Origin of the sequence: Mangrovicoccus ximenensis (genome assembly GCF_003056725.1) — a bacterium.
Taxonomy (GTDB): Bacteria; Pseudomonadota; Alphaproteobacteria; order Rhodobacterales; family Rhodobacteraceae; genus Mangrovicoccus; species Mangrovicoccus ximenensis.
Map to the genome: position 1 here is coordinate 308,126 of NZ_QBKZ01000014.1, position 24,141 is coordinate 332,266.

A 24,141-nucleotide genomic window follows, 5' to 3' on the forward strand; every position below is an offset into this window, starting at 1 on the left:
GGAGACCGGGAGTAAGCGACCGCCATGCGGATCCTGCAGCACTTCAATGACCTGAGCGGCACCGACCGCGGCGCCAGCGCCGCGATCGGCAATTTCGACGGCATCCATCTGGGCCACCAGAAGGTGATCGGCCTGGCCCGCGAGGCTGCCGGGCAGATGGGCGCCCCCTTGGGCGTCGTCACCTTCGAGCCGCATCCCCGCGAGGTCTTCGCCCCCGACGCCCCGCCCTTCCGGCTGATGAATGCCGAGGCCAAGGCCAACCGGCTGGCCAAGCTCGGGGTGGAGCGGCTCTACCAGATCCCGTTCTCGAAGGATCTGGCCGCGCTCTCGGCCGAGGAATTCGCCCGCGACGTGCTGGCCGGCGGGCTCGGCCTGCGCCATGTCGTGGTCGGCGCCGATTTCCGCTTCGGCAAGGGCCGCGAGGGCGATGTCGCCATGCTCGAGGAGCTTGGCCGCCGGCATGGCTACGGCACCACGATCGCGCCGCTTCTGGCCGCCGACACCCAGGCCGTGTCCTCCACCGCGATCCGCATCGCGCTGGCCGAGGGCAAGACCGTCGAGGCCCGCGAGATGCTGGGCCACTGGCACCGCATCGAGGGGCCGGTGATCCATGGCGAGAAGCGCGGCCGCGAACTGGGCTACCGCACGGCGAACCAGTCGCTCGACGGGCTGCACCTGCCGCGCTTCGGCGTCTATGCGGTGCTTGTCGACGTGCTCTCCGGTCCCGGCAAGGGCAGCTATCACGGCGTGGCCAGCCTTGGCGTCCGGCCGATGTTCGGCGAGAACAAGGCCAACCTGGAAACCCATATCTTCGACTTCTCGGGCGACCTCTACGGGCACCACATCTCGGTGGCGCTGGTCGACTGGCTCCGCCCCGAGCAGAAATTCGACGGGCTCGCGTCGCTGATCGCGCAGATGGACCGCGACAGCGACCGCGCCCGAGGCCTGCTGGCGGCCCTCTGACATACATATCCGCAACCTGGAGGCACGGGATGCGACCGAACTTCTGGAAGACCGTCCCCCCCGCGAAGATGACCCGCGAGGAATGGGAAGCGCTCTGCGACGGCTGCGGCAAATGCTGCCTGAACAAGCTCGAAGATGCCGATACCGGCGAGGTGGCCTTCACCCGCGTCGCCTGCCGGCTGCTGGACGACCAGACCTGCCTGTGCTCGAAATACGAGATCCGCAAGCAGATCGTGCCGGAATGCGTGGTGCTGTCGCCCGGCTCGCTGGAGGAGGTCGCCTACTGGCTGCCTTCGACCTGCGCCTACCGGCTGGTGCATCTCGGCCGCCCGCTGCCGAAATGGCACTACCTGATCTCGGGATCGCGCGACACGGTGCATGAGGAAGGCATGTCGGTGCAGGGCTGGACCGTCCCCGAATACGAGGTCGACGAGGAAGACTGGGAAGACCACATCATCGAGGATCTCTGAGATGCAGTTCGCCTCCGACAATGCCGGCCCCGTCCATCCGAAGGTGATGGAGGCGCTGGTCCGCGCCAATGACGGCTACGCGCCCGGCTATGGCGCGGACGAGGTCACGGCCCGGGCCGTGTCTGCGCTCCGCGGGGCCTTCGAGGCGCCGGAGGCGGAAGTGTTCCTCGCCGGCACCGGCACGGCGGCGAATGCGCTGATCCTCGCGGCGATGGCGCAGCCCTGGGAAACCGTGTTCTGCGCCCGCACCGCCCATATCGAGGAGGACGAATGCGGCGCGCCGGAATTCTTCTCGGCCGGCGCCAAGCTGACCCTGCTCGACGGGCCGGACGGCAAGATCGCGCCGGAGGCGCTGGAGGCCGCCCTGGCCGAGGCCGCCCCGGGCGCCGCTCTCCAAGCTGCGCTCGCGGGACGAAGACGAAGGCGCGGGCCTCGGGCTCGCCATCCTGGACCGGCTGGCCGTGCTCCATGGCGGGACGCTCTCGCTGGAAACGCCGGGATGCGGCCGGGGGCTTCTGGTCCGCCTCGCCCTGCCCTCCTTGCCCCGCGCCGGACCTGCGGCACCGGCCGCTTGAGCCCCGCTTCCATGACGCACGGCACCGGCAGAAAAACCCCGCAAACAGCCATTGGCCGCTCTTTGGCGAAACGGCGTTCCGGAAACGGCGGCGACCGGACCGGTGACGGGGCTCTGCCAGCGCGGACCCCGCAGATCACCGCGCTTGCGGGCCTCTTCCCCGGACGCCCGGGCGCCAGAGGCGGGGCAAAGTCCAGGAGCGGCGCCGGTTCGAGGCAATGCAGCGAGCAGCGTTGCGTGCAGGACGGACGGACTGTTTCCGGCACGAGCCGGCGGACGCACAGGGCTGGCTGCGCCAGGCCCCGGAACGGCTGGCGGAGACTCGAAGGCCACCGCCCGAACCGCAAGCCGAGCGGCAACCGCCGAAAGCGGGCTGTTCCGGCATACAGGAGGGCCCCCCCGATGCAGCTCCCGCCGGACGCGCGAAGGCGGCCATCTCCCTTACATGCGGACCGGCGGCGGGGCCGGAAGCGGCGCTTGGCAAGGACCGCCGTTCGGGTCCCGCAGCCGAGGGGCGATCCGGAGAAGATCGCTGCAGCCGGCCCCGATGGCCGGCGGCACGGACCCGCTGCAGAACATGCAAGAAGCCAAGGGGGTCGTGCCCCGTCCCTGTGCAGGGACAGGCGAACTCGCCCGCACTCCTGCACTCCGCCAGCAACGCCTGCCTGATTTCCCGGCCGTGGTTTGACCCGCATGCCCCATGCGCTCCTGCGGCCAAGATCACGTTCTCCGGCACCGCCTGCGCCGGGACATGCGGGCCGCGCCTCCGGCCCATCCGCGAAGCGGCGGCCAGTCTCCGCGCCGCCCGTTGGCCCCTGCGCCATGCGCGGAGATGCTCGGGCACCGCGTCGGGAGACCATGATCCCTCGCCGGACACGGCTGCAGGGGCCGGGCGCGGAATGACCGCGGCCGGGCGGCGTCTCAGGCCTCGCCCGACAGCCGCCCGAGCAGGTCGAGGCAGAGCTGCAGCTGCTCGAGGCTGACGTATTCGTCGGCCTTGTGCGCCTGGTCGATCGAGCCCGGGCCGCAGATCACCGCGTCGATGCCGAGGCCCTGGAACAGGCCCGCCTCGGTGCCGAAGGGAACCACCCCCGCGCCGTTGCCGCCGGTGAGCTTCAGAACCAGATCGCGCGCCGCGTTCTGCGGCATCGGCGTCAGCCCGGGGACCTCGCCGATCGTCTCGGTCACGATGTCGGCCTCGGGCGCGACCTTGCGCATCTCGGGCAGCAGGTGCTCGCGGGCGTATTCCTCGATGCCGCGCTTGACGAAGTCCAGATCCTCGGGGACCACCGGCCGGGTCTCCCACTCCAGCACCGCGCGGCTGGCGATCACGTTATGCGCCACCCCGCCATGCAGACCGCCGACATTGATCGTGCTCCAGGGCGGATCGAAGCGCGAATTCTCAGGCGCCCGCGCCATCAGCGCCCGGCGCAGGTCCAGGAGCCGCGCCACGTAGCGCGCCGCGTATTCCACCGCGTTCACGCCGCGTTCGGGCGCCGAACCGTGCCCGGCCGTGCCCTCGAAGGTCACCGTGTATTCGCAGCAGCCCTTGTGGCCCTCGATCACCTGCATCATCGTCGGCTCGCCGATGATCGCCACCGCGGGCAGCACCTCGCGGGTCTTCAGCACCTCGACCAGCGCCTGCGCGCCGAGGCAGCCGACCTCCTCGTCATGGGTGAAGGCGAAATGCACCGGCCGCCCGGCCGCCTTGAGCCGGTCGAGCGAGGCGAGGCAGGCGGCGATGAACCCCTTCATGTCGCAGGTGCCGCGGCCGTAGAGCCTGCCGCCGCGCTCGTCCATTTCGAACGGGTCCGACGACCAGTCCTGGTCAGTGACCGGCACCACGTCGGTATGGCCCGACAGCAGGATGCCGCCCGGACCGTTGCCGCCCAGCACCGCATAGAGATTGGCCTTGGTGCCGCCCGGGTCGCGCATCACCTCGACCTCGGCGCCCGCGGCCTCGAGATGCCCGGCGATCCAGTCGATCGCATCCAGGTTCGGATCCGCCGAGACGGTGGGAAAGGCGATCAGCTCGCCGAGATAGCGGCGGCAGAGATCGAGGGACATGGATCACTCCTTGACGAAAAGCTTGCGCGGCACGGTGCCGAGCGCCTCCGCCGGACCGTCCTCTCGGATCAGGATCGTCTCGGTGGTCTCCATCCCCCAGCCGTCCATCCGCAGGCCCGGCTTGAAATGGAAGGTCATGCCGGGCTGCAGCACGGTCTCGTCATAGGCGCGCAGCGATACGGTATGTTCACTCCAATCCGGCGGATAGCTCAACCCCACCGCATAGCCGCAGCGCACCGGATGGGCGAGACCGGCGCGAGCCAGCTCGTCCTCGAGCGCCCGGGCGATGTCGCAGGCGCGGTTTCCCGGCCGCGCCACCTCGATCCCGGCCTCGAGCCCGGCGGTCAGCGCCTCCGCTGCCTCGGTCATCGATTTCGGCGGCTTGCCGAGGAACACCGTCCGGCAGAGCGGCGCGTGATAGCGCCGGTGGCATGCTGCGGCTCGATGCCGAGACCGGCGACCTGTTCGACGCGCTGCATGGCCGCCTGACCCGGCTGCTCGGCGCGGAATTCACCGCCAACGCGATCCCGATCGAGGCCGAGCGCGAGGGCGTGCGGCTGACCGGCTATGCCGCGCTGCCGACCTATGCGCGCGGTTCGTCCCAGGCGCAGTACCTCTTCGTCAACGGCCGCCCGGTGCGCGACAAGCTGCTGACCGGGGCGCTGCGCGCGGCCTACATGGATGTGCTGCCCTCGGGCCGCTACCCGGCCGCGGTACTCTTCGTCGATCTCGACCCGACCGAGGTCGACGTGAACGTCCATCCGGCGAAGGCCGAGGTGCGGTTCCGCGATTCCGGCACGGTGCGCGGGCTGATCGTCTCGGGTCTGCGCCATGCGCTGGCGGGCGAGGGGCACCGCGCCTCCTCCACCGTTTCGGGCGCGATGCTGGGCGCTTTCCGCCCCGAGGAGCCGACTGCCACGGGCGCGCCGCGCATCTACCAGATGGACCGTCCCTCGCAGGGCAGCCTGCGCGCCTCCTATGCCGCCCAGGCGCCCGCGCCGCAAGGCTGCATGCCCTATTTCAACGTCTCGCGGCCGCAGAGCCGCGGCACGGTGATGGCGACCTCGGACGATCCCTTCGCGCTGCCCGCGCTCGACCCGAACTTCCTGTCGGTGCCGGACGACCTGCGCATCCTGCGCGACGCGCTGCGCATGTCGCGCGATATCATCGCGCAGCCGGCCTTCGACGCGATCCGCGGCGAGGAATATGCGCCGGGCGCGGCAAGGCAGAGCGATGCCGAGCTCGACGAGTACATCAAGAGCGACTGCAACAGCGTCTACCACCCGGTCGGCACCTGCAAGATGGGCTCCGACGGCATGGCCGTGGTCAATGACCGGCTGCAGGTGCACGGCATTGACGGGCTTCGCGTGGTCGATGCCTCGGTGATGCCGACCATCACAAGCGGCAACACCAATGCGCCGACCATCATGATCGGCGAGAAGGCCGCCGACATGATCATGCAGGACGCGATGCAGCTGGCCATCCCGGCCTGACCCATCCGCGCCGCGCGCGAGGAGGCGCGCGGCCACCGCACACCATTCCGACAGGAACCCCAAGGGAGGGGACAATGACTGCACTTTACAGGACCGCCGCGCCCATCTTCGGCGCCGCGCTGATCGCGGCTGCCGGGGCGGCCGCCGCCCAGGACGTCGCCCGCGTCGACCAGGGCGCCGACATCGCGCCCTTCTGCGGCAGCGAGCCGATCCGCATCGCCCATCTCGACGGCTACGGCTCCGACAGCTGGCGCATCACCGCCCATGCCGAGCTGATCGACGAAGCCGCGAAATGCGCCAACATCACCGAGATCCGCTATGCCGACGCGAATGGCGATCCGTCCAAGTATTCCAGCGACATCAACGGTTTCGTTGCGCAGGGCTTCGACATCATCATCGCCTTCACCGATTTCGGCAATGCCCAGCTGCGCACCTACCGTTCGGCCACCCAGGCCGGCGTGACCATGGCGCCCTATTTCACCGATCTCGAGGGCGAACCGGGGCGGAACTTCTCCTCGAACATCTACGAGGATGCCTTCTACACCGGCCGCGAATTCGGCCTCTGGACCGGCCGCGCGCTCGGCGGCGAGGGCACCACCGTCATGCTCGGCGGCCCGGCCGGCGCGGCATCTTCCGCGACCTTCATGGACGGCTTCAAGGCCGGGCTCGCCGAGCATCCGGGCGTCGAGCTGCTGGATGACACCTATATCGCGACGAACTGGAACCCTGCCGATGCCCAGAAGGCGGTGGCTGGGCTGATCGCCAAATACGACAGCATCGACGCGATCGTCACCGATTACGGCGGCACCTCGATGGCGGCGGTCAAGGCGTTCCGCAATGCCGGGCTGCCGGTCCCGGCGATGGCGACGATCGCGACGACCAACGAATACGACTGCATGTACATGGAGGCCAAGGAGGCCGGCGATCCCTGGCAGTACCTGGCCTATGGCGGCACCACGGCGGATATCCGCTTCGCGCTGCGCCATGCGCTGGCGGCGCATAACGGCATCGACACCGACGAGCCGGTGGGCGTGGTGCCTTACGTCTATGCCGACAGCCTGCAGGACATCGACCCGAAATGCGAGCCGGACCTGCCGCCCGATGCGCAGCTGTCGTCGCTGCTCGGCCCGGAAAAGCTGCTCGAGCTCTTCCCCAACTGATCCCGGACCCTCCCCCGGCCGGACCCCGCGCGGGTCCGGCCACAGGAGCCTCAACAGACAGGACGAGGACCCAAATGAACAAGATGTTCTCCTTCGACAATCCGATGGCCAGCGTCTCGGCGCCGACCCGCGATTTCCTGGCCCGCCAGCACGGGCTCTTCATCGGCGGCGACTGGGTCGCGGGCCGCTCGGGCGAGCGCCGCGCCGTCGTCGATCCGGCGACCGGGCTGGAACATGCCTCGGTGACCGAGGGCACCTCCGAAGACATCGACCGCGCCGTCGCCGCTGCGCGGGATGCCTTCGAGAACGGCCCCTGGCCGAAGATGAAGCCGAAGGAGCGCGCCGCCATCGTCCACCGCATCGGCGAGCTGATCGATGCCCATGGCGACGAATTCGCCGAACTCGACGTGCTCGACGAGGGCTCGCCCTGGGGCGTGGTGCGCAATTTCTACGTCGCGCTCTCGGCGGATCATTTCCGCTATTTCGCCGGCTGGGCGACCAAGCTCGACGGCGCCACCATGCCGGTCAACATGGGCGGCGAATGGCTGGCCTATTCGCAGCGCGAGCCGGTGGGCGTCGTGGGCCAGATCCTGCCCTGGAACGTGCCGATGCTGATGGCCGCCTGGAAGATCGCCCCGGCGCTGGCGGCGGGCTGCACGCTGGTGGTCAAGCCCGCCGAGGACACGCCGATGTCGGCGCTGCGCCTTGCCGAGCTCTGCCGCGAGGCCGGGCTGCCCGACGGCGTGCTGAACGTGGTGACCGGGGCAGGGGCCGTCGGTGCCGCGCTGGCGGAACACCCGGATGTCGACAAGGTCAGCTTCACCGGCTCCACCGCGACCGGCAAGGCGATCGTCCGCGCCGCGGCGGGCAACCTGAAGCGCGTCAGCCTCGAGCTCGGCGGCAAGAGCCCGGTCTTCGTCTTCCCCGATGCCGATCTCGACCTTGCCATCCCCGGCGTTGCCGAAGCGGTGTTCCTCAATTCCGGGCAGGCCTGCACCGCCGGGTCGCGGCTCTATATCCACGAGGATGTCTATGACCGCGTGCTCGAAGGCGTTGCCGCCTATGCCGAGGGGCTGAAGCTCGGCCATGGCTTCGACCCGGCGACCAATCTGGGTCCGCTGATCAACCGCAAGCAGTTCGACCGCGTGAACCGCCTGATGGAAACCGGCGTTTCCGAAGGCGCCAGCATCGTCACCGGAGGCAGCCCGGCCGATGGCGACGGCCTGTTCTACCGCCCGACCCTGCTGGCAGGCGTGACGCCGTCGCACACGGTCTACCGCGAGGAAATCTTCGGACCGGTGATCAGCGCGATGAAGATCACCGACGAGACCGTGACCGCGCTGGCCCGCGAGGCGAACAACACCGAATACGGGCTGGGCGCCAGCGTCTGGACCAAGGACCTGGCAAGGGCGCACAAGCTGGCGGCGCGGATCCGCGCGGGCATCGTCTGGGTGAACAACCACAACCAGAGCGACGCGAACTTCCCCTGGGGCGGCTACAAGCAGTCCGGCTGGGGCCGCGAGATGGGGAAATCCGCCATCGAGCTCTACACCGAGACCAAGTCGGTCGCCGTCTATCTCGGCGATCAGGACTGAACGGAACGGGCGCCGCGGGGCGAGACGGACATGTTCGACCTGACCTTCTTCCTCGTGGCGCTTCCGGCCGTCGCCTTCGCGGGGCTCTCGAAAGGGGGCTTCGCCGGGGTGGGGATGATCTCCACCCCCCTGCTGGCCACCGTTTTGCCGCCGGTGCAGGCGGCCTCGGTGATCCTGCCGATCCTGATCCTGCAGGACGGGATCGGGCTGATGAAGTTCCGCGCTCATGTCGACCGGCGCAACATTGCGATGCTGCTGCCCGGCGCGGTGGCGGGGATCGTGCTCGGATATCTCCTGGCGGCGCAGATGCCGGACCGGGTGGTGGCGCTGATCGTCGGCGCGATCGCCGCCGGCTACGCCTTCCGCAGCCTCGTGCTGCGCCCGGCCGCGTCCGAGGCGCCGCGCGGCGGGGGCTGCCGCTGCAGGCGCGGGCGTCTCCTCGGCCGTCTCTTCCGTCTTGGGGCCGGCAGTCTCTTCTGCCGCGATCTGGTCTTCCGCCGGAACCGGGTCCGCCGCGGCGGCGGTGCCGCCGGGCATTGCAGCGCCGACCGCGCTGTCCGCGTCTTCCCTGGTCATCCCGGGATCGGCCTGCGCGACCGATGCGCCGGTCTCTGCGGCCTCGCCCTCGGGCTTCGCCTCGGAGACGATCTCGGCATCCTCGACTTCGGGGGGCGCCGCTGCGACGTCCTTTTCGGTTGCCGTGCCGTCGGCGGCCTTGTCCTGCCGCCCGCGCTTGTCATCCGTACTCAAAACTGCGTCCTCTCCCTGGAGCTGTCCGCCGGGGTCTGTCCCGAATTTCAACTTAGACTGGCGGCGTTCGATTTCTCAAGCACGCATGCTGGCGTCTTGCTTGGCAAGCAGGTCCAGCACGGCCCCGGAATCCGGACGCCTGGCCACGTCGAGTCTCGCGGCACTCTGCACAGGCAGGGCTGCCGCGACAGCAGGGCTGATTGCCGCAACAATGAGTTCGGCGCGCGAACCTTCCAGATGCGGCGCCAGAAGACGTGCCGAGCGTGCCGAGAAAAGCGGCAGCAGCACCGGCCCCGGCGACGCCAGCAGCTCCGCGGCCTCCGGAACCGGCGGACATGGCACCTGGTCATAGGTCACCGCCTCCCCGACAGCGAGACCGGCAGCCCTGAGCGGCGCGGCCAGCGGAGCGGAGACATGCGCCCCGCGCAGATGCAGGAGCCGGCCCGCGGGCGCTGGGGCTGTCCATCGTCAGGGCGGTGGCCGGGGCCTTCGGCGGCCGGGTCGAGATGGCGCGCGGGGCGGAGGGCTTCCGCGTCGCGCTGGTCCTGCNCTCTCGCGGCGGAGGAGGNGGCCATGANTCCGGCNTGGCGCTGCTCCTCCTCTGCCTGGCGCTGCCCTTGCGTGCGCAGGAGGCGGTGATGACGCTCGGAGCGGGCAGCACCCGGCTGGTGATGCGTTCGACCACCGATGCGCGGATCCTCGCGCCGGTGCTGGAGGCATTCCTGGCCGCGCGGNCCGGACCTGTCGCTGCGCTACGAGCAATGGGGATCGAACGCCCTCTACCGGCAGTCCCGCGAGGATTGCGAGGCGGGCGCCGGGGCGGCGGATGCGGTGTTTTCCTCGGCGGTTCAGCAGATGATCGACTTGGTGAACCGGGCCTGCGCGGCCACCTGGCGCTCGGCGCGCACCGCCGCCCTGCCGCCCACGCTGCGCTGGCGCGACCAGCTCTGGGGGCTGACGCGGGAACCTGCCGTCACGATCTACAACCGAGACCTGGTGCCGCCCGGAGACNGTGCCGCGCGACCGTTTCGCGCTGCTCGACCTGATGCGGCAGAAGCCGCGCGCCTATCGCGGCCGCATCGCCACCTATGANCATCGAGGCCTCGGGGCTCGGCTATCTCTTCGCCTTCACCGACAGCCTGCAGGCCACGACCTACGGCGCGCTGCTCGAAGCCTTCGCGCGGACCGGCGGCGTGGCGACCTGCTGTTCGGCCGAGCTGATCCGCGACGTGTCTTCGGGGCGCTTCCTGATCGCCTACAATGTGCTTGGCTCCTATGTGGCGGCGNGCCGCGCCGCGCAATGTCGGCGTGGTGCTGCCCGAGGACTACACGCTTTTCCTGTCCGCTGGCCGAGCGCTTGCCCGAGGCCGCCCAGGCATTCGAGGCCCCGGCCGCGCCCGGCGCTGGCATCGGCGACAGGAAGGCCTCGGCCGTGTCGAGTTCGAGCGGCTCGTGCCGATCGAGATCGAGCGCCTCGACGACAGGCCGTTCGCCGGCAAGATGGAGGTCGCCAGCGTCGGCTCCCTCAACATGAGCCGCGTCACGCAGGGCGCCCTGCGCAGCGAGGCGACGCCCNCGACCTGCCTTCAGGACGGCCGGGATTCGGTGCAGAAGCCCGGCGACATCGTCGTGCTCGATCACCGGCCGGCCGTGGTGACGACGAGCGCGGGCAGCCAGTCCGTGTTCCTGGATCCAACTCTCCAAATCCAGTCTCTCTTCGGTGAGGCCTGTGATTCTGCAGCCGTTAAAAAAAACCTAGCTCGATTCCATGACCGGAAGGCAAAGTTATCAAGGTTTTAATTTGCACAGAATTCTCCATCTGCATTCCTTTGTCGCGCCCGCCAGCCTACCTTAATGGCGCGGTTAGTCGACGCGCTTGACACCGACATCGTCTAAGCTATCCACCCTAACGTCCTATGTGCCATCCCTATACTAACCACCTCGTTGAAAACCAGTTGTGGACCCTCAGATATTCGACGTTTCGTCGAAACAACCGCTGCTTCGTGGCCTATGGTAAGTAATTTCTAGGAAAATCTCTGGGGGTCCAACTCTCCAAATCCAGTCTCTCTAGGGTGAGGCCCGTGATTCTGCAGCCGTCAAAAAAAAGCCGCAGGCCCGGCGCTTCGCCGCGCTCTGCACCGGCAGCTTCTTCCTGGCGGCGGCCGGGCTGCTCGACGGGCGGCGGGCGGCGACGCACTGGAACTATGCCGGCCGGCTGGCGGCGCTCTTTCCCGAAGTGGAGGTCGATGCCGATGCGATCTTCCTGCAGGACGGCCCCTATTGGAGCTCGGCCGGGGTGACGGCGGCGATCGACCTGGCGCTGGCCTTCGTCGAGCAGGATTTCGGCCGCGACCTGGCGCTGCGGGTGGCGCGGGACATGGTGATCTATCTCAAGCGGCCGGGCGGCCAGTCGCAGTTCAGCGTGGCGCTGACCAGCCAGATGGCGGGCACGAAAGGCATCCGCGACGTGCAGACCTGGCTGGCGGCGCAGCCGGGCACGCAGGTGCGGCTCGAGGACATGGCCGAGGTCGCGGGGATGAGCCTGCGCAGCTTCACCCGCGCCTTCGCCGCCGAGGTCGGCCAGTCGCCGATGGCCTGGCTCGAGACCTTGCGCTGCGAACAGGCCAAGACGCTGCTTCTGGACACGCACATGCCGCTGAAGACGGTGGCCTGGCGGGCCGGGTTCCGCTCGGACGAGCAGATGCGCAAGGTCTTCGCCCGCCGCTTCTCGGTCTCGCCGCGCGACTACCGCCGCCGCTTCGGCAGCGCCGCCTGAGTGCTCAGTCCCCGGCGGTGAAGTCGAGATAGACGCCGTTGGTCCAGCCGAACCCGTCCTGCAGCGCGTATTCGCCGCCGCCGCCCGGGGCGAGCGGGTCGAGGACGTTGTATTTCTCGACGAACTTGCCGGTGGCGCGGAACACCGCGTCGCAGGTCGCCAGCCAGCGCTGCCGCAGCTCTGCGGCGAGCTTGCCATGGCCGTAGCGTTCGAGCCCGCGCACCGCGATCCATTGCAAGGGCGCCCAGCCGTTCGGGCTGTCCCATTGCTGGCCGCTTTCGATATCCGTGGCCAGCAGCCCGCCGGGGCGCAGCAGCCGCTCCTCGGCCCAGCTTGCCGCCCGCACGGCTTGCTCCGGCGTCGCCGCCCCGGCCCAGAGCGGGAACAGTCCCGCCGCGCTGGTCACCGGAATCTGCGACCCGTCATCGGCCAGAAGATCGAAGAAATAGCCGCGCTCCGGGTCGAAGAACCTGTCGGAGATCGCGCGGCGTCTTGCGTCGGCGGCGGCACGCCAGTTTTCGGCGCGGGCAGTCCCGGCGGCGGCTTCGGCCAGCAGCTCCTCCATCCGCAGGATCAGGCAGTTGAGGTCGACCGGCCAGATCTGCGTGGTGCGGATCGTGCCCAGATCCTGCGGGTCGGCCAGCCAGCGCGAGGAAAAGTCCCAGCCGCTTTCGCAGGCGGCGCGCAGATCGCGGAAAAAGCCGGGATGCGCCGCCGCATGGTCCTGCCAGCCGAGGTCGGTGGCATACATCTCGATCCGCGGGCCGTCGCCGTCGTCCCAGTAGCGCGCCAGCCCGCCGAGAAGGCGCGGCCCGCCGGCGAAGAAGCGGTGCTCGGCCTCCATCTGCGGCAGGTAGCGCGCCAGCGCCCCGGCCCGGTCGCCGGTGGCATCGCCGTATGCGGCAACCATCGGCGCGAAGAAGGGCGGCTGCGAGCGGGTCAGGAAATAGGAGCGGAAGCCGTTCGGGACGAAGCCGAAGCGGTCGATCGCATCGGCGAAATTGTCGAGCATGGCGCGCGCCAGCCCGTGCCGCCCGGAGCGCAGGAGCCCGAGCCCGGTAAAGAAGCTGTCCCAGTAATAGGCCTCCTGGAACCGGCCGCCCGCGATCACGTAGGGATGCGCCAGCGGGATGCGGGCCGAGCGCTCGGCGGGGTCGTCGGCAGGTCGGGCCAGATGCGGCCAGACGGCTTCGAGATGTTCGAGCGGGCCATGCGCCGGATCGGTGCGATAGCCGCCGCCGGGCGGCTCGGCGGGGCGGAACCAGCGGGCGTGGAAGGCGCGCAGATCGACCGGACCGGCGGCCCTTGCGGCGGCATAGGCGGCGCGGATCTCCTCCGCCGGAGCCAGCAACATGGCATCCGAGATCGCCTTTTCGTCCTCCCAGAGGCCCGAGCAATGCAGGTCGATGAAAAGCGCCTCGAGGCTCCGGTCGAGATGTTCCAAGCTGTCTCCTCCGCCTTCCGTCCGCGCGGCCGCGCCTAGCGGATCGCCTGTCCCTGCGCGTCGAAGCGGTGGATCCGCTCCGGCGGGGCGGCCAGTCCGATGCGGGTGCCTTCGGCGATCGCGTCATCGCCGCCGGTGCGCAGGGTGATCCGCCCGAGCGGCCCGCAATCGGCGATCACATAGGCATCGGCGCCGAGATACTCGGTCACGTCCACCGTGCCGTCGAACAGGCCCTCGCCCGGCGCGACGATCTGCAGATGCTCGGGACGCACGCCGATGCTGGCGGCGCCGTCCGCATCGAGCCGGAGCGCGTCTCCGGCCGCCGCCACCTCGGCGACGTTCATCCGCGGCGAGCCGATGAACTGGGCGACGAAGAGGTTGGCGGGCCGCTCGTAGAGCTCGCGCGGCGTGCCGACCTGGGCGATCCGGCCGAAATCGAGCACGACGATGCGGTCGGCCAGCGTCATCGCCTCGACCTGGTCATGGGTGACGTAGATCATCGTGCGCCTGAGCGCCTTGTGCAGCTTGGCGATCTCGTAGCGCATCTCGACGCGCAGCGCCGCATCGAGGTTCGACAGCGGCTCGTCGAAGAGGAAGGCGGTCGGGTCGCGCACGATCGAGCGGCCGATGGCGACGCGCTGGCGCTGCCCGCCCGAGAGCGCCTTGGGACGGCGGTCGAGATAGGGTTCGAGCTTCAGGACGCGGGCGGCCTCGGCGACCTTGGCGTCGATCTCGGCCTTCGGCGCGCCTGCGGTCTTCAGCGAGAACCCCATGTTGTCGCCCACCGACATGTGCGGGTAGAGCGCATAGGACTGGAAGACCATGGTCAGACCGCGCTTCGAGGGCGGGTCGGCGGTCATGTCCCGCCCGCCGATCAGCAGGCGGCCATAGCTGATCTCCTCCAGCCCGCCGATCATCCGCAGCAGCGTGGACTTGCCGCAGCCCGAGGGGCCGACGAAGACGACGAATTCCTCCTCCTCGATGGCCAGGTCGATGCCCTTGATGACCTGCAGGTCGCCATACCATTTCTCGACGCCCTCGAGCGTGATCGCGCCCATCATTGTCCCCTTGCCGTTTCGGATGCCCAGGCCAGCCAGACCGCGGCCGTCCAGGTGAAGTTGCGTCCCCCCGCGGGCGAGCCGTCGCGCGGGTCGAAATATTCCGCGAAACCGCCGGCGGCGATCATCTCGCGGCTGTTCGCGGCCAGGGCCTCCGCCCGGTCCGCATGGCCGGCCTCCTCCAGTCCGCGGGCGATCAGCATGTTCAGCATCGCCCAGACCGGCCCCCGCCAGTAGCGCCGCGGCTCGTGCGCCGGATGCGCCGGATCGGTCGAGGGCACGCCGAAGCGCGCCAGCCCGGCGATCCGGTCCCAGTGCGGCAGCATCCGGTCGCAGCCGAGCCCGGCATACCAGCACAGGAAGGAGGCGTTCGAGACCACCCCGCTATGGGCGCCGCTCTTCAGGTCGAGGCAGTCATAGGCTGCGATGTCCGGGTTCCAGAGCCGCCCGGCGCCCGCCTCCAGCTGCGCGATCCAGCCGTCCAGCTCGTCCGTCGGCATGTCGAAGCGGCGGGCCAGCACGGCGAGGTCGCGGGTGGCGCGCAGCAGGATGAAGGTCATGGTCGGATCCGCGACGCGGAAGGGCGAGACGCGGGAGAGATGCTCCTCGTCCCAGCCGCTGTCGGCGCCGAGCTTCACCAGATGCAGGTAGCGGTCGTAATCCCAGCGGCGCGGGCGCTCGGCCTCGTCGACATGGGTCGTGTCCCGGCGCCAATAGGCCTCGATGCCCTCGGGTTCGATGGCGGCGAAGGGCGCGTCCCAGTCGGGGCAGTTGTCGCGCCCGGTCTCCCAGGGATGGGTGACGAAGATCGCGCCGCCGTCGCTGCGCCGCTCCATGAACCAGCGGTGCCAGGCGGCGAGCTTCGGCACCATCGCGCGGGCACGGTCCCCGCCTGCGGGATGGGCGTCCACGAGCCAGCGCAGCACGGTCGCGGCGACGGGCGGCTGCGAAATGCCGGAGGAGGGCAGCGGCCCGGTGCTCTGCCAGACATCGGGGCCGGGGAAATAGCCGGGGCTGACCTCATGGAACAGGATATGCGGCACCATGCCGTTCTGCCATTGCCCCGAAAGCAGCGTCTCCAGCTCGGCCAGCGCGCGGTCCGGGTCGAATTCGGCGAAGCCGAGCGCGGCGAAGGCGCTGTCCCAGTTCCATTGATACGGATAGAGCCCGTGGGTCGGCACGGTATATCCGCCGCGGTCATTGCCGCGCAGGATGGCGCGGGCTTCCGCGTCGCGCTCGCGCGAGCGGCCTTCGGAGCTGTGCGGACAGGCTAGGTCCATGTCGCCCCGGTCCAGTGCTTGGCGGCGAAACCGGCATATTTGGCATAGCGCCCGCTATCCGGCTCGGGGCCGGTGGGCACGTCGTCGAAATGTCGCTTGGTCTGGGCGATGTAGTATTCATGGACCGCCATGTCCATTCCCAGCGCCGCGCTGATATAGCCCGAGCCGTTGAACTTGTAGCAGACCTTGATCGTCGTCCCGGCCGAGATGCCCGATTTGCTGGTCTTCTGGAAATTCACGTGCGGGCCCTTGTCGGTGTCGTAGTCGATCCGGAAATAGGTGGTCCGGTCCGGCGTACTGTAGCCGATGACATAGCCCAGGTTCTTGATGTGCTTTGTATTTTTCTCGCCCCAGACCGGCAGCGAATAGCTCCCCGGATGGTCCTCCTTCATCTGCGTGATGGCGGCGCTGACATTGCCGAAGGTGGTCTTGTGGATGGTCTCGACCATGGTCCGATCTCCCGGTTTGGACTGCTGCGATGCATGGCTCAGCCCTTCACGCTTCCGGCGGTCAGGCCGCGGGTCATGAAGCGTTCGAGCCCGAGGAACAGCGCCATGATCGGCACTGTGGCGATGACGGCCCCGGCCATCAGGTGCTGGCGCGGCACCTCCGAGGAATTCAGCGAGGCAATGCCGCGGGTGAGGGTGAATTTCGACGGGTCGTCGAGCAGCATGAAGGCCAGCAGGAATTCGTTCCAGGCGATCATGAAGACATAGAGCGACACGCTGGCGAGCGCGGGCAGCGACAGCGGCAGGGTGATCTTGGCGATGACGGCGAGCCGCGACAGCCCGTCCATCAGCCCGGCCTCCTCGACCTCGACGGGCAGGCCGCGGAAATAGCCCTGCAGCATGTAGAGCGCGACCGGGATCGTGGTGACCGGATAGATCAGCACCAGCCCGAAGATGGTGTTGCGCAGCCCGGTCATGGAAAAGGCGATGTAGATCGGCAGGGCGAGCACGATCATCGGCACCATGTAGATCAGGAGGATCGACCGCGAGAAGGCCGCGCGTCCGCGGAATTTCAGCCGCGCCACCGCATAGGCCCCCGGCACGCTGAACAGCAGCGTCAGCAGGACGGTGAGGACCGAGACGTAGAAGGAGGTCCAGAGGTAGCTGCCGAAATGGAACTGGGTGAAAAGCTCGCCGTAGCTGCGGAAGAGGTCCCAGCCCTGCGACAGGTCGAGCGAGAAATCGAGCGGGTTGCGGATCAGCTCGGACTGGTTCTTCAGGCTGGTCATCACCATTACGTAGAACGGGATGGCGACGATGGCGGTGAAGAAGATGTAGCCGAAGCCGGTGAGGAAGCGGATCACCGCCGCCTCGAATTCATGCCGGGTCAGCGCGCCCATGGAACAGCCCGCCAGCATCCGCCTCAGCCCCGCGAGGCATCCCGCCGCCAGCGCGGCCGAGGCGGCCAGGCGGGCAACGGTGCCGGTGGCCTCGCCGAAGAGGACAGGGCCGGGCAGGCTGGCCTGGAAGGGGATGCCCTCGTCCTTCAGGAACGCCATCCATTCCTGCCCGATGAACTCGCGGTCAGCGAGCAGCATGCGCACGGTCGATGCGTCGAAGCGGGCCAGGTCGCGCAGCATCGGCGCGATCCGCCGGGCCGTGACGGAATTGCCCGAATGGGACAGCAGCACCCACATCGGCGGAACGCGGAACGTCTCCCTGACCACGGCCGGCACGGGGCCATGGACGTCGGTCCGGCCGAGCTTCCAATTGGTCCGGCCGAGGCAGAAATACCAACTAGGGCGGCCGATCAGGGCAGCCACCAGGCCGACAGACCAGTCTTCCGGCAGGACGACATGCTGGAAGAAACGCTGCAGCCGGCGGCAGGTCGATGCAGCCCTGGCGCGACCGGGCCGCTCGGTGGCGACATGCGTGAGGTTCACCGTGCGGGCGCCGATCATGCCCAGCAGGAGCAGGCAGAGCGTTTCGAGGTGCGACTTGCCCAGCGGGACATGCTGGGCTGGCGTCTTCTGCAGATCGGCGAGAGCGCGGATATTCAACGGGCCGCTCCTCTGGCGAGATCGAGTCCGTCAGGAGACTCCCTTTCGCCGGTCCCCGCCACCCCAAATCAAACTGTGTCGTATAGTCCGGTGAACTCAATAGTCGATCCCGAACACCTGCATCAGTCGGCGGCCCCGGCCCGCTCCGGGGCCTGTCACCCAGTCATGAACACCATGATGGCGGCGATGATGCCGGCCCAAACGCGCCGGAGGCGGGCGGGGACCTNCAGCTTGCCGCGCGGATCAAGCCCGGCGGGGCCTGCCCTCCCTTGCCAAGCGGCCCGCAATCGCCGAAAACCCGCGCGACCGTTTTCAAGGGGAACCTCCATGCGTCTGAGCCGCTACTTCCTGCCCGTCCTGAAGGAGACGCCCGCCGAGGCGCAGATCGTCAGCCATCGCCTGATGCTGCGCGCGGGCATGATCAAGCAGGCCTCCGCGGGCATCTATTCCTGGCTGCCGCTGGGCTACCGGGTGCTGAACCGCATCCAGGAGATCATCCACCAGGAGCAGGAGCGCGCGGGCCATATTCCGCTGCTGATGCCGACCATCCAGGGCGCCGACCTGTGGCGCGAGTCCGGCCGCTACGACGCCTATGGCGAAGAGATGCTGCGCATCAAGGACCGCCAGGGCCGCGACATGCTGTTCAGCCCGACCGCCGAAGAGCTGATCACCGACATTTTCCGCAGCTATGTGCGCTCCTACAAGGACGTGCCGCTGACGCTCTACCAGATCCAATGGAAGTTCCGCGACGAGATCCGCCCGCGTTTCGGCGTGATGCGCGGCCGCGAATTCCTGATGAAGGACGGCTACAACTTCGACCTGACCAAGGAAGACGCGCTGCACGCCTATAACCGCCACCTGGTCAGCTACCTGCGCACCTATGAGCGCATGGGGCTGAAGGCGATCCCGATGCGCGCCGATGGCGGCCCGATCGGCGGCGACTACACGCATGAATTCCTGGTGCTGGCCGAGACCGGCGAATCCGAGGTGTTCTACGATTCCGCCGTCACCGACCTGACCTTCGGCGACCGCGTGATCAACTATGACAGCGTCGAGGAATGCCAGGGCGTGCTGGAGGAATTCACCTCGCGCTATGCCCGCACCGACGAGACCCATGACGAGGCGGTCTTCGACGGCATCCCCGAGGAGCGCCGCCGCGTCGCCCGCGGCATCGAGGTCGGCCAGATCTTCTATTTCGGCACCAAGTACTCGGACGCGCTCGGCGCGACCGTGCAGGATGCCGAGGGCAACAAGGTGCCGGTCCACATGGGCAGCCACGGCATCGGCGTGTCGCGCCTCCTGGGCGCGCTGATCGAGGCCAACCACGACGACAAGGGCATCATCTGGCCCGAGGGCGTCACGCCGTTCCATTGCGGCATCGTCAACCTCAAGCAGGGCGATGCGGCGGCGGATGCGGCCTGCGAGAACCTCTATGACCAGCTGAAGACCGCCGGGCTGGAGCCGCTCTATGACGACCGCGACGAGCGGGCAGGCGCCAAGTTCGCCACCATGGACCTGATCGGCCTGCCCTGGCGGATCACCGTCGGCCCGCGCGGGCTGAAGAACGGCGTGGTGGAGCTGACTTCGCGCCGCACCGGCGAGAGCGTCGAGCTGGCGCCCGAGGCGGCCGTGCAGCAGATCACCGAGATCTACCGCAAGCATCCCTGATCCCGTCCCGCCGGGCGGCCGCGCGCCTTCCGGCAGGAGGCCCGGACCGGAAACTGTCTTTCCGGCCCGGGCAAAACTTTTCCCGAAATGGAATTAACCACAGGGCAGTTTCCGGCTCTCCCTGTACGAATGACCCATTGCAGCAGATTTGCTGCGGGTTGAGGAGATTCGGAGATGTTCAATCGTGCCCTGGCAGAGTTCCTGGGAACTTTCTGGCTTGTATTTGCGGGCTGCGGCAGCGCCATCCTGGCGGCCGGCGTGGCCGATGTCGGGATCGGCTGGCTCGGCGTCAGCCTCGCCTTCGGGCTGTCGGTCACCACCATGGCCTATGCGGTCGGCCATGTCTCGGGGGGCCATTTCAACCCGGCGGTGACGCTGGGGTTTGCCCTGGCGGGGCGGTTCGATCCCAAGGATGTCGCGCCCTACTGGATCTCGCAGGTCGCGGGCGCCGTCGCCGCCGCGGCCATGCTCTACTTCATCGTTTCGGGGCAGGAGGGCTTTGCCGGGACCGGCGGCTTCGCCACCAACGGCTTTGCCGAAGCCTCGCCGGAAAAATACGGCATGGCTGCCGCCATCCTGGTCGAGGTGCTGCTGACCGCGGTCTTCCTGATCGTGATCCTCGGCGCCACCGCGGCGCGGGCGCCCGCGGGCTTCGCGCCGCTGGCGATCGGGCTGACGCTGACGCTGATCCACATGATCTCGATCCCGATCGACAACACCTCGGTGAACCCGGCGCGCTCGACCGGGGTGGCGCTGTTCGCCGAAGGGCCTGCGCTGCTGCAGCTCTGGGTGTTCTGGGTGGCGCCGCTGGCCGGCGCGGCGCTCGGCGCGCTGGTCCCTCGGCCTCCTTCCCCGGCCAGCCCGGCCTGTCGCTCTCGGATGCCGCCGGACCGCTCGCGCCGCGCTTCCGCCTTGTCGCCGCCGAGACCGGCGACGGGCTGGTGCTGCGCTATGCCGACGAGGCGGCGGGCCTCACCTATGCCGCCCGCTTCCGGAGCGAGGGCGATGTCATCCTCGCCGAAGCCGAACTGGACAGCCTGCTCGACATACACTGCCACTGGCTTGCCGCGCCTGTCCTGCCGGCGCCGCAGATGTCGGACGAGATCCTCGACTGGCACGGCACCTGGCTGCGCGAATTCCACCGCCAGGCCACGCCATGGTCGCACGGCATCCGCATGCGCGAGTCCCGCTCCGGCCGCTCCGGGCACGAACATCCGCCGGTCGCCGCGATCCCCTCGCGCGGCGCGACCCGCAGCGGGATGGTGCGGCACCTCTAGCGCGGCGTCAGCCGCGCCGGCGGCGCAGGCCCCAGATCCCGGCGATCCCGGCGGCCAGCAGCGGCAGCGGGGCCGGCAGCGGCACGGTGGTCATGTGGTCGGTGATTTCGTAGGTCAGCGAGCCGACATAGCCGCGCGGATCGAAGGTCATGGCGAAGGGGTAGGACTTTCCGACCCCGGAATAGATCGCCAGATTGCTGTCGGCGGCGATCACGCTGCTGGGGGCAACCTGGTCGTTGTAGTTGATGCCGCCCCCGAAGGTGTTGGTGATGTAGATGCCGTAGACCGAGTTTGCCGCCAGAGAAAGATCGGCAATGTCCCAGCTCTGCAACCCGGCGGTGCCGGCCAGGTCGAGGATCTGGTCGTGCAGCGTCCAGTTCGTGGCCGCGTTCTGGTTGCCCGCGATGCCGCCGGCCACGTAGTAGAATTCGTAATCTGCCGTGGTGGCGACATAGAAATCCGCGGCAAGCGACGTCAGGGTCAGGGCGTCGCTGCCGGTCTCGATGTTGAACATGATGCCGCGCTGGCCGTTATTCCCGGCCAAGCCGGTCGAAAGCGTCGCCGCATGGGCTGTGGCTGCGGAAAGGGCGACGGCCAGTGCGGAAATGGCGGTTCTTGCGTGTCTCATGAGACTCCAATGCATTGGTTCAATGCCGATTCTGGTATCGCAACGCCACCAGCTTAACGCAGCGGAAGATTTTATCAATGTTTTGAGATTCCCTGCCCTCCGGGCCGGCCGCCGTGCCGCAGGGGCCGGGGACCGCAGCGGTGCCGCCAGTCCTGCCGGCGCATCCCGGCGATGGGCCTTGGAGATGGACCCGCCGAACCGCCGGCCCTCCCGGTGATTGCATGCAATCACCTGCCGGGTGACAGGTGAGCGACTTCGCCTATGTCGCCGCTTGGAAGGGATTTGCCTGCGTGGCCGGTCGCCATTGGGCTCGAACCAATGGCGCCGCAATGGCTCGCTGATCGATGCCTGCGCCAGGAAGATCGTCGGCTGGCGGGTCAGCACAACCGCCCATGCCGGGCCCTCGCCATGGTCGCTCGGACCAGTGGCGCAACCATGGCTCGATCCCCGATGCCCTGGAGCAGGCGGTCCACGATCGCCGTCCGGCAAAAGGGATGGGGCTGGTCCATCACAGCGACCGCGGCTCCCAGTACCTGCCCATCAAGTACACGGAGCGGCTGGCGGAAGCGGGTATCCAGCCGTCGGTCGGGAGCGTCGGTGACAGCTATGAGTTCAAGCTGGTCCGCGCCAGCGGATCGGATGCGAAGAACACGTCGATCGGACGGCGCTGGCCGCGCGGGCTCTCGAAGCTCGCCAGCTTCAGAACGCCGTCCTCAATGGTCAGCTCGCGCCCCGGCGGGATCAGGTAGATGTTGCCCGGCTCCACAGCCATGTCCTGGGTGATGGTGTGGACCGGCGTCTCGGTGCGCTTGCGCAAAAGGTCCTGCAGCAGGCTCTCGTGGTCCGGGTCGAGATGCTGGACCAGCACCATGGCGATCCGGTGGTTGACCTGCAGCCGCGAGAACAGGTCCTGGAACGCCTCGAGCCCGCCGGCCGAGGCGCCCACGCCGACGATCACGCTGTCGCCGTTCCGGCCGTCCGCTTGCCCCGCCGTGCTGCCGTCCATATCTTCCATCCGAGCCTGTCCACACTGTCCGCTAGAGGCCTATCTAAAGCAATGTCGATCCCCAGCAAGACACGCCAGTTCATTCTGGCCGCCAAGGTTCCCCTGACCCTCGCCGACATGGGCCGGGACGACACCCCGCTGGTCCTCGCGAACAGCGCCTTCGAGGCGCTGACCGGCTATGCGCTGGACGAGGTCGAGGGCCGCAACTGCCGCTTCCTGCAGGGCGGCATCGCCCAGCCCGAAGCCCGCGCCGAGATCCGCGACGCGCTGGCCGAGGGCCGCGAGTTGCAGGTGATGCTGAAGAACCGGCGCAAGGACGGGCGCGCCTTCGACAACCTGCTGTTCATGTATCCCGTGGGCCAGGGACTGTTTCTCGGCTCGCAATTCGAAATGCCGCCGGTGGCGCGGATCGACAGCTCGGTCGCGCGCCACAAGGAGATCGTCGGCGTCGCGAATGCCATCGCCGAGGAGATGGCCGGGCAGCGGCTGAAGCTGAACCGCAACTCCTCGGACGCCGTGGCCCAGACCGTCCGCACCTGGATCCGCTTCGGCGGCTGAGCACCGCCCCCCTCGCCGCCCCTTCCGCGCTGGTCCGGGACGTCCATTCCGCGCGAGAGGGGCCCGCCATGATCCCGGCCTGGCTGACGCTCCTCGCCCTCCAGCCGCTTGCAACCGGGCTGGCCCCGGCCGTGCGGATGGTCCGCCGCATCCGCCCCACATGAAGATCATGGCCGCCGCCTGGCCGCTCCGCCGGCCCGGCCGTTCTGAGGGTCCATGCCCGCCACGGGCACGGCCATGCGCTGCGGTCACCGCCCCGGCGGCACGGCAGGGCCGGCCCCCGCGGGCGGCGGCGGATGCATTTGCTGCATGGCGGCATTGCCCGAGCGGACGTTGCGAAAAGCCGCCGGATCCATCATGTGAGCGGTAACGAACGCAACCCGATACAGCGCCGCACGGCCCCGACAGAGCCCGGCGCGCCAAGGAGACCGACATGGCCGATTTCGCCGCTATCCGCCCCGCAGCCGCCCCCTCCATCTTCCAGCACGTCTCCCGTCTCTTCGCAGGGATGGCCGAAGGCCTGCGCAGCTACCAGACCTACCGCCTGGTGCGCGCCGAGCTGGAAATGCTGAACGACCGCGAGCTGGCCGATCTGGGCATCGCGCGCAGCAACATCGGCAGCATCGCCGCCGAGGCCGCTCAGCGCTGACGCCTGCCGGGCGCCTCAGCCCGCAGGCAGCGCGTGGACCAGCGTGGCGCCGGTTTCCAGCCAGGCGCTCCTGATCCCGCGGAACCGCTCGCCATGCTGCCCGGTGACGGGCAGCGGCAGTCTCTCCGGCGCTTCCTCCAGCAGGGCCCGCGCCGCTGCGGTGCCGAAGACGGTGCCGGGCGCGATCCCCCGCCCGGAATAGCCGAAGACCGCCAGCCCTCCGGGGCCGGGTGCCAAGACTTTCGGGATGTGGTCGCCGGTCATGGCGATGCGGCCGCTCCAGCGGTGCTCGAAGGGGAGGTGGCCGAGCCGCGGATAGAGGCGGCGCAGCTTGCGCCTTGCCCAGCCGGCATGGACAGGCCCGCTTGGGCCGCCCTCGTTGCCCATGCCGCCGACGATCAGCCGCCCTGCCTTGTCGGTTCGGATCGACGACATCACCAGCGCCGTGTCCCAGCAGCCTTCGCCGCCCGGCAGGATCTCGCCCCGCAGCTCCGGCGGCAGCGGCGCGGTCGCGAACTGGCTGTAATGCACCGTCACATGCTGGGGGCGGCCGAGGCCCGGGGCGGCCAGATGATAGGCATTCGTCGCCAGGAGCAGCGCGCCTGCCCGGACGTGGTGCCCGTTCGCCTCCGCCACCCAGGCGCCGCCCTCGCGGAAGAGCCGCGTCACCGGCGCATCCTCGTGGAATTGCGGCCGGACAGCTGGCGCTCGTTGCCG

20 protein-coding genes and 5 pseudogenes are annotated in these 24,141 nt (G+C 68.9%); 15 read left to right on the plus strand and 10 right to left on the minus strand.

Annotated elements, in window-relative coordinates; genetic code table 11:
* The first annotated feature begins 24 nt into the window (after positions 1 to 24).
* From C7T91_RS15685 to C7T91_RS33600, 3 genes are read left to right on the plus strand one after another with little or no spacing between them, the layout of a single operon-like run.
* Positions 25 to 963 (plus strand): bifunctional riboflavin kinase/FAD synthetase, encoded by a 939-nt coding sequence (locus tag C7T91_RS15685; protein WP_108260046.1) that lies wholly within the window; start codon positions 25 to 27, stop codon positions 961 to 963.
* Between the two features lie 29 nt (positions 964 to 992).
* The gene (locus C7T91_RS15690; RefSeq protein ID WP_108260047.1) at positions 993 to 1,433 is read left to right on the plus strand and encodes a YcgN family cysteine cluster protein; all 441 of its coding nucleotides are present in this window, start codon (positions 993 to 995) and stop codon (positions 1,431 to 1,433) included.
* Between the two features lies 1 nt (position 1,434).
* Entirely contained in the window at positions 1,435 to 2,676 is a 1,242-nt protein-coding gene (locus C7T91_RS33600; protein ID WP_201742120.1) for a beta-eliminating lyase-related protein, read from the plus strand.
* A gap of 252 nt (positions 2,677 to 2,928) precedes the next feature.
* Here C7T91_RS33600 and argE read toward each other — a convergent pair whose 3' ends face one another.
* Both argE and C7T91_RS15705 read right to left on the minus strand, forming a co-directional pair.
* Entirely contained in the window at positions 2,929 to 4,074 is a 1,146-nt protein-coding gene (gene argE / locus C7T91_RS15700) for an acetylornithine deacetylase (RefSeq protein WP_108260048.1), read from the minus strand.
* A 3-nt stretch (positions 4,075 to 4,077) separates the two neighbouring features.
* A pseudogene (locus C7T91_RS15705) lies at positions 4,078 to 4,506 on the minus strand (M24 family metallopeptidase); the annotation flags it as partial.
* Here C7T91_RS15705 and C7T91_RS39560 point away from each other — a divergent pair.
* The 6 genes and pseudogenes from C7T91_RS39560 to C7T91_RS37920 form a co-directional block, all read left to right on the plus strand.
* Positions 4,506 to 5,567: pseudogene (locus C7T91_RS39560) on the plus strand (GMC oxidoreductase); the annotation flags it as partial. The pseudogenes C7T91_RS15705 and C7T91_RS39560 overlap by 1 nt on opposite strands.
* 74 nt (positions 5,568 to 5,641) lie before the next feature.
* Positions 5,642 to 6,727, plus strand: a complete 1,086-nt coding sequence (locus C7T91_RS15715) for a substrate-binding domain-containing protein (protein WP_108260049.1) — start codon at positions 5,642 to 5,644, stop codon at positions 6,725 to 6,727.
* 74 nt (positions 6,728 to 6,801) lie between these two features.
* Complete coding sequence (locus tag C7T91_RS15720) at positions 6,802 to 8,322, plus strand: aldehyde dehydrogenase family protein (protein WP_108260050.1); 1,521 nt, start codon at positions 6,802 to 6,804, stop codon at positions 8,320 to 8,322.
* Between the two features lie 30 nt (positions 8,323 to 8,352).
* Positions 8,353 to 9,711: a sulfite exporter TauE/SafE family protein gene (locus C7T91_RS40405; RefSeq protein WP_108260051.1), complete on the plus strand. Its 1,359-nt coding sequence runs from the start codon at positions 8,353 to 8,355 to the stop codon at positions 9,709 to 9,711.
* 1,483 nt (positions 9,712 to 11,194) lie between these two features.
* A pseudogene (locus C7T91_RS37915) lies at positions 11,195 to 11,398 on the plus strand (DJ-1/PfpI family protein); the annotation flags it as partial.
* On the plus strand, positions 11,393 to 11,848 hold the full coding sequence (locus C7T91_RS37920) for a GlxA family transcriptional regulator (protein ID WP_407943304.1): 456 nt from the start codon (positions 11,393 to 11,395) through the stop codon (positions 11,846 to 11,848). The pseudogene C7T91_RS37915 and the gene C7T91_RS37920, both read left to right, overlap by 6 nt.
* A 4-nt stretch (positions 11,849 to 11,852) precedes the next feature.
* Here C7T91_RS37920 and C7T91_RS15740 read toward each other — a convergent pair whose 3' ends face one another.
* From C7T91_RS15740 to C7T91_RS35905, 5 genes are read right to left on the minus strand one after another with little or no spacing between them, the layout of a single operon-like run.
* Complete coding sequence (locus C7T91_RS15740; protein ID WP_108260054.1) at positions 11,853 to 13,292, minus strand: trehalase family glycosidase; 1,440 nt, start codon at positions 13,290 to 13,292, stop codon at positions 11,853 to 11,855.
* 35 nt (positions 13,293 to 13,327) lie between these two features.
* Positions 13,328 to 14,350 (minus strand): ABC transporter ATP-binding protein, encoded by a 1,023-nt coding sequence (locus tag C7T91_RS15745; protein ID WP_108260110.1) that lies wholly within the window; start codon positions 14,348 to 14,350, stop codon positions 13,328 to 13,330.
* Positions 14,350 to 15,630, minus strand: coding sequence for an MGH1-like glycoside hydrolase domain-containing protein (locus C7T91_RS15750; protein ID WP_108260055.1), 1,281 nt, complete (start codon positions 15,628 to 15,630; stop codon positions 14,350 to 14,352). The genes C7T91_RS15745 and C7T91_RS15750 overlap by 1 nt, the downstream gene beginning before the upstream one ends.
* Positions 15,621 to 16,079: a hypothetical protein gene (locus C7T91_RS15755; RefSeq protein ID WP_108260056.1), complete on the minus strand. Its 459-nt coding sequence runs from the start codon at positions 16,077 to 16,079 to the stop codon at positions 15,621 to 15,623. The genes C7T91_RS15750 and C7T91_RS15755 overlap by 10 nt, the downstream gene beginning before the upstream one ends.
* Positions 16,080 to 16,117: 38 nt before the next feature.
* Positions 16,118 to 17,638 carry an ABC transporter permease subunit gene (locus C7T91_RS35905; RefSeq protein WP_236638268.1) on the minus strand — a complete coding sequence of 507 codons (1,521 nt, stop codon included), beginning with the start codon at positions 17,636 to 17,638 and terminating at the stop codon, positions 16,118 to 16,120.
* A gap of 327 nt (positions 17,639 to 17,965) precedes the next feature.
* Here C7T91_RS35905 and proS point away from each other — a divergent pair, with 327 nt between their 5' ends.
* The 3 genes and pseudogenes from proS to C7T91_RS15775 all read left to right on the plus strand — a co-directional run bounded on the left by proS (position 17,966) and on the right by C7T91_RS15775 (position 20,583).
* Entirely contained in the window at positions 17,966 to 19,306 is a 1,341-nt protein-coding gene (proS, locus tag C7T91_RS15765) for a proline--tRNA ligase (RefSeq protein WP_108260057.1), read from the plus strand.
* 174 nt (positions 19,307 to 19,480) lie between these two features.
* A pseudogene (aqpZ, locus tag C7T91_RS15770) lies at positions 19,481 to 20,143 on the plus strand (aquaporin Z); the annotation flags it as partial.
* 29 nt (positions 20,144 to 20,172) lie between these two features.
* Positions 20,173 to 20,583: a glycoside hydrolase family 36 N-terminal domain-containing protein gene (locus C7T91_RS15775; RefSeq protein WP_236638284.1), complete on the plus strand. Its 411-nt coding sequence runs from the start codon at positions 20,173 to 20,175 to the stop codon at positions 20,581 to 20,583.
* A gap of 7 nt (positions 20,584 to 20,590) precedes the next feature.
* On the opposite strand, the gene C7T91_RS15780 is transcribed toward C7T91_RS15775, so the two are convergent.
* Positions 20,591 to 21,211, minus strand: coding sequence for a hypothetical protein (locus tag C7T91_RS15780; protein WP_145962901.1), 621 nt, complete (start codon positions 21,209 to 21,211; stop codon positions 20,591 to 20,593).
* Between the two features lie 245 nt (positions 21,212 to 21,456).
* Here C7T91_RS15780 and C7T91_RS15785 point away from each other — a divergent pair.
* Positions 21,457 to 21,885 (plus strand): annotated as a pseudogene (locus C7T91_RS15785) (DDE-type integrase/transposase/recombinase); the annotation flags it as partial.
* Here C7T91_RS15785 and C7T91_RS15790 read toward each other — a convergent pair.
* Positions 21,816 to 22,226 carry a chemotaxis protein CheB gene (locus tag C7T91_RS15790; RefSeq protein ID WP_330848848.1) on the minus strand — a complete coding sequence of 137 codons (411 nt, stop codon included), beginning with the start codon at positions 22,224 to 22,226 and terminating at the stop codon, positions 21,816 to 21,818. The pseudogene C7T91_RS15785 and the gene C7T91_RS15790 overlap by 70 nt on opposite strands.
* A gap of 42 nt (positions 22,227 to 22,268) precedes the next feature.
* Between C7T91_RS15790 and C7T91_RS15795 the strand changes: the two genes are divergently transcribed.
* Together C7T91_RS15795 and C7T91_RS15800 are read left to right on the plus strand one after the other, a co-directional pair.
* The gene (locus tag C7T91_RS15795; RefSeq protein WP_161555930.1) at positions 22,269 to 22,775 is read left to right on the plus strand and encodes a PAS domain-containing protein; all 507 of its coding nucleotides are present in this window, start codon (positions 22,269 to 22,271) and stop codon (positions 22,773 to 22,775) included.
* A gap of 433 nt (positions 22,776 to 23,208) precedes the next feature.
* Positions 23,209 to 23,424 carry a DUF1127 domain-containing protein gene (locus C7T91_RS15800; RefSeq protein WP_201742121.1) on the plus strand — a complete coding sequence of 72 codons (216 nt, stop codon included), beginning with the start codon at positions 23,209 to 23,211 and terminating at the stop codon, positions 23,422 to 23,424.
* A 15-nt stretch (positions 23,425 to 23,439) separates the two neighbouring features.
* On the opposite strand, the gene C7T91_RS15805 is transcribed toward C7T91_RS15800, so the two are convergent.
* Entirely contained in the window at positions 23,440 to 24,093 is a 654-nt protein-coding gene (locus C7T91_RS15805) for an NAD(P)/FAD-dependent oxidoreductase (RefSeq protein WP_108260061.1), read from the minus strand.
* Positions 24,094 to 24,141: the final 48 nt, after the last annotated feature.

Excerpts from the sequence above, each read along its gene's own strand:
- C7T91_RS15800 (WP_201742121.1), top strand. The coding sequence starts at position 23,209 with ATGGCCGATTTCGCCGCTATCCGCCCCGCAGCCGCCCCCTCCATCTTC.
- C7T91_RS15750 (WP_108260055.1), bottom strand. The coding sequence starts at position 15,630 with ATGGACCTAGCCTGTCCGCACAGCTCCGAAGGCCGCTCGCGCGAGCGC.
- C7T91_RS15690 (WP_108260047.1), top strand. The coding sequence starts at position 993 with ATGCGACCGAACTTCTGGAAGACCGTCCCCCCCGCGAAGATGACCCGC.
- C7T91_RS15720 (WP_108260050.1), top strand. The coding sequence starts at position 6,802 with ATGAACAAGATGTTCTCCTTCGACAATCCGATGGCCAGCGTCTCGGCG.
- C7T91_RS15715 (WP_108260049.1), top strand. The coding sequence starts at position 5,642 with ATGACTGCACTTTACAGGACCGCCGCGCCCATCTTCGGCGCCGCGCTG.
- C7T91_RS33600 (WP_201742120.1), top strand. The coding sequence starts at position 1,435 with ATGCAGTTCGCCTCCGACAATGCCGGCCCCGTCCATCCGAAGGTGATG.
- proS (WP_108260057.1), top strand. The coding sequence starts at position 17,966 with ATGCGTCTGAGCCGCTACTTCCTGCCCGTCCTGAAGGAGACGCCCGCC.
- C7T91_RS15745 (WP_108260110.1), bottom strand. The coding sequence starts at position 14,350 with ATGGGCGCGATCACGCTCGAGGGCGTCGAGAAATGGTATGGCGACCTG.
- C7T91_RS15795 (WP_161555930.1), top strand. The coding sequence starts at position 22,269 with ATGTCGATCCCCAGCAAGACACGCCAGTTCATTCTGGCCGCCAAGGTT.
- C7T91_RS15790 (WP_330848848.1), bottom strand. The coding sequence starts at position 22,226 with ATGGAAGATATGGACGGCAGCACGGCGGGGCAAGCGGACGGCCGGAAC.
- argE (WP_108260048.1), bottom strand. The coding sequence starts at position 4,074 with ATGTCCCTCGATCTCTGCCGCCGCTATCTCGGCGAGCTGATCGCCTTT.
- C7T91_RS15755 (WP_108260056.1), bottom strand. The coding sequence starts at position 16,079 with ATGGTCGAGACCATCCACAAGACCACCTTCGGCAATGTCAGCGCCGCC.
- C7T91_RS15685 (WP_108260046.1), top strand. The coding sequence starts at position 25 with ATGCGGATCCTGCAGCACTTCAATGACCTGAGCGGCACCGACCGCGGC.
- C7T91_RS15780 (WP_145962901.1), bottom strand. The coding sequence starts at position 21,211 with ATGAGACACGCAAGAACCGCCATTTCCGCACTGGCCGTCGCCCTTTCC.